This window comes from Mesorhizobium sp., from assembly GCF_004962925.1.
Lineage (GTDB): Bacteria > Pseudomonadota > Alphaproteobacteria > Rhizobiales > Rhizobiaceae > Mesorhizobium.
Window position 1 is genome coordinate 4437 of record NZ_SUEO01000256.1, and the last position, 3968, is coordinate 8404.

The window sequence follows — 3968 nt, forward strand, 5'->3', positions numbered from 1 at the left end:
CCCGCCGAGCTTTTCGCGCACCGGTAAAAGCCAATAGAAAAGCAGCAGGAAGATCGTTCCGGCGGCGGCCAGGGCCGCTCCAACAGGTGTGAAGTCGAACATTGTGAAGGCGGTTCCGGTCAGTTCCTCACGCACACGGGAAACAACGATATTGGGAGATGTTCCCACCTGCGTCATGAGTCCGCCGAGCAGTGAACCGAACGCCATAGGCATCAGGAATATCGAGGGTGAAATGCTCGACCGGCGCGCGAACTGGAAGGCGATCGGAATCATGATAGCGAGCGCACCGATATTCTTAACAAAGGCAGACAGGATCGTGACCACGATCACCAACAGCGCCAGTTGCGGTCGAACTCCCGATAAATTCGGAACAAAGCGCTTGATGGCGACTTCCATGATGCCCGAGCGTGCTATGCCCGCGCTCACCAGCAGGGCGCTGCCGACAATGACCACGATATCGTCGCTGAACCCGCTGAAGGCTTCGTCAAAAGGCACAATGCCAACCGCGAGTGCAAGCAACAGTGCCGCGGCTGCGACCAGATCATATCGATATCGACCCCATACGAACGCCGCCATCATCACGAAGGTAACGGCGAACGACAGAATTTGCGGCGTAGTCATGTTCGGATGCCCCGCCGCCAATTCAGCGAAAGCAACTAAAAAGCGGGGCGGCTGATCAGAACGGCCAACCCGCTTTTTAGTTGCTTTCGCTGATCACGGCTTTGCTAGCACGCTCCTGAATCCTGAACTTCCATGCTTGCCAAGAAGCCCGTGTCGAGCGATGTTCTTGGCTCTTGGGCGATGTTCCTGGTTGCGTTGCTTCAAGGTGCGCGATCGGTCAGCTCACTTGCACCTTCCTCCGCGGCGCAATGGGCGCAGCAGTAGATGATGTCATCTTGTTCGACGCCATGTCCGATGATCCGGCATCCGCAATGCGGGCACATCGGAGCAAGTTTCTGAATCGCGCATTCGAAGCTGTCGAACGTATAGGTTTCCTCGGCCAGCTTCACTTCGAAAGCCTTGTCGTAGTCATTCCCGCACTGGTCGCATCTGGCCATAGTTCTTTTCCTTCTTCATTGGCTCACGCTCGACCAACCCGCCGCATGACGATAGGTTCCCGTCAGGATCGTAGAGTCTTGCTAAGCAGGAGAAGAGCGCGAGCCGGCATCACGCGCGCGCCGTTCGATCAAGCGGATCACCTCGTCGATGTCCCGCGGCTCGATGTAGAGTTCCTTCAGGCCCGGCGCGCCGATTGCTGCCACATTGTCGTGCCGCATAAGATCGACCTGGTTGCGTGTTATGGGCGCGGCCGGAAGGAGTTCCGCGACGCCAGCCAAGGCGTCCCACGCCGCAAAGGGCACCGGCATCAGCCTGATGTGGGTGTGGAGCTGCCGGGCGACCTCCCGCAGCAGTTCCGTATAGGTGTAGATGCGCGGGCCACCGAATTCGAATATCGATGAACCCTTGTGGTTTCGCCCGTCGATCAGCCGGCTCACTGCTTCCGCGACGTCTGCCACATAGACTGGCTGAAGCCGTGTGCCGCCATCGCCGAACAGCGGATAGACCGGCAGGAGGCGTATCAGCCTCACAATCGTCGTGAGGAAAACGTCGTCAGGTCCTGTCATGACGGCGGGACGCACAATCAGAGCGCCGGGAAATGCACTCGTCACGACAACTTCTCCGCGCCCACGCGCGCTAATGTAGTTCGAATCCGATTGAGGATCGGAGCCGATCCCCGAAATCTGGACGAACTGGTCGACCTCGCCAGCGCGCGACGCGGCGGCGAGATCAGCCGCGGCTTTCACATGCACGCGTTCAAACGTCTGGGCGCCCTGCTCGACATAAAGACTGACAGCATTCACGATCGCCTGTGATCCGGCAATGGCCAAACCGATCGAGGACGCATCCAATATATCCGCCTTGACGGCTTCGGGCATCCTTGCAGTCGAGGAGAAGACCGGCCCCACGCGAGCTGGGTGGCGGGATGCGGCACGGACCGTAAAACCCCTCTCCAGGAGGCGCTTGACGATCCTGCGCCCGAGAAAGCCTGTCCCGCCGAACACAGTGACGATCCGTTTTGTGTTGAGATCGTCAGGATCCATTTGCCTCGCCATCCCTTCTTCGCGTGCCTGCCGGCGCCTGCCGCGAGGATTGTCCTTGGCCGGCGTATGAACCAGCCCATCGAACGTCAGGACGGTTGGAGAACAACGCAGGAAAGCTTTTTGTTCCAGTCGGCGCTGGGTTAATCGAGGCACGGCCGATATCGCTGTGGCGCCTCGTGCATCACCGTCCGCTCGCCCATTGGCGAGTGTTTTGACGCTGAGTTGCTTTATCCGTGTTATCAAAAACTGGTCGGGGCACTGCAGCGTCGAAATTGACAGATCACCACTTGCAAATCGGTCGCCGCTGTCTTTTGCTCGCGCGACAGTTGTCCAATGACTGTTGAATGGTTGGCGAACGGATGAACAAAATCGATCGGCGACGGCCAGAGTCCGAAATGGACGCCACCCTAAATGCTGCGCGGCTTGGAACGCGGTTGCGCCTCGCCCGCCAGACACGGGGCATGACGCTGAAGACGCTGGCGACAGCGGCCAACTGCTCTGAAAGCCTTTTGTCCAAGATCGAGAACGGCAAGGCTTCGCCATCCCTGCCTATGCTTCACCGCCTGGTCGAAGTTCTCGAGACCAACATCGGCTGGATGTTCGAACAGGTCGACGACGACGAGGCGATCGTGTTCCGCGCAGGCGCGCGGCCATTGATCTCGCTCGACGCGCTACGGCGCGGCGAGGGCATCTCGCTCGAACGCGTTATTCCGTATTCGCCCGGTCACCTGCTGCAGTGCAATATCCATCATATCGAGGCAGACGGCGAGAGCGAAGGTCCCATCCAGCATGTCGGCGAGGAAGTCGGCTATGTGCTCGCCGGCCGGATCAAGCTGATCGTCGATGGCAAGAGCCATGATCTCGCCACTGGCGATGCGTTCGTCTTCAGGTCGGAGCTGCCGCACCATTACCGCAACATCGGCAAAGAGAGAGCCAGCATTTTTTGGGTCAACACGCCGGCGACCTTCTGACAGGCGCTTCAAAGGCGTTGACAAATATTCAAGTCTCTTGAATGTTTGCCTCGTGCCTGTAGCACCAATGGGACCAGCCGAACAGGTTTGGCCCGCAAGCAAGGGGAACCGTAAATGCGTCCGTTCAAACTTCTCGTCCGTTGCGCCGCCGTCATCGCCATTTGCTCGACAGCAATGGGATCGGCGTTCGCCGATACGTTCGCTCTCGTCAACATCAACCAGCAGGCCCTCTTCTTCAACCAGATCAACGAGGGCGCGCAGAAAGCGGCCGACGCCGCCGGCGCCAAGCTGGTCATCTTCAATGCCAACAACGTGCCGAGCGCGCAAAATGACGCGATCGAGAACTACATCACACAGAAAGTCGACGGCATCATTTTGGTCGCCATCGATGTCAACGGCGTCAAGCCCGCAATCACCGCCGCGAAGGCGGCCGGCATCCCCGTGATCGCCATCGACGCGCAGATCCCCGACGGCGACAACATTGCGTTCATCGGTGTCGACAACGCCAAGGCCGGCGAGGATATAGGCAAATTCTACGCCGACTATGTGAAGTCCGAGATGGGCGGCACTGCCAAGATCGGTATTGTCGGCGCGCTCAATTCGTTCATCCAGAACCAGCGGCTCGACGGTTTCAAGAAGGCGGTCACGGACAGCGGCTTGGCGATCACGTTCCTCGACACGGTCGACGGCCAGAACGTTCAGGAGACCGCGATGAGCGCTTCGGAGAATTTGATGACCGCCAATCCGGATATGACGACGCTATATGCGACCGGCGAGCCGGCGTTGCTCGGCGCTGTTTCGGCCGTAACCAGCCAAGGCCGCACCGGCGACGTCAAGGTGTTCGGCTGGGACCTGACCAAGCAGGTCATTCAGGGCATTGACGATGGTTGGGTGG

General features: G+C 59.1%; 5 protein-coding genes. 2 read left to right on the forward strand and 3 right to left on the reverse strand.

Annotation, left to right across the window (positions count from 1 at the left end; all coding sequences use genetic code 11):
- From E5W87_RS31410 to E5W87_RS31420, 3 genes are all read right to left on the reverse strand, one after another.
- Positions 1–621, reverse strand: a 621-nt coding sequence (locus tag E5W87_RS31410; protein ID WP_292406628.1) for an SLC13 family permease, incomplete at its 3' end; no start/stop codon positions are given.
- A gap of 200 nt (positions 622–821) precedes the next feature.
- The gene (locus E5W87_RS31415) at positions 822–1058 is read right to left on the reverse strand and encodes a hypothetical protein (RefSeq protein WP_292406632.1); all 237 of its coding nucleotides are present in this window, start codon (positions 1056–1058) and stop codon (positions 822–824) included.
- Positions 1059–1139: 81 nt separating this feature from the next.
- Positions 1140–2558, reverse strand: coding sequence for a complex I NDUFA9 subunit family protein (locus E5W87_RS31420; RefSeq protein WP_292406636.1), 1419 nt, complete (start codon positions 2556–2558; stop codon positions 1140–1142).
- Between E5W87_RS31420 and E5W87_RS31425 the strand changes: the two genes are divergently transcribed.
- A complete protein-coding gene (locus tag E5W87_RS31425; protein ID WP_292672245.1) occupies positions 2462–3073 on the forward strand; it encodes a cupin domain-containing protein in 612 nt (203 codons plus the stop codon). The genes E5W87_RS31420 and E5W87_RS31425 overlap by 97 nt on opposite strands.
- A 114-nt stretch (positions 3074–3187) precedes the next feature.
- Positions 3188–3968, forward strand: a 781-nt coding sequence (locus tag E5W87_RS31430) for a substrate-binding domain-containing protein (RefSeq protein ID WP_292406641.1), incomplete at its 3' end; no start/stop codon positions are given.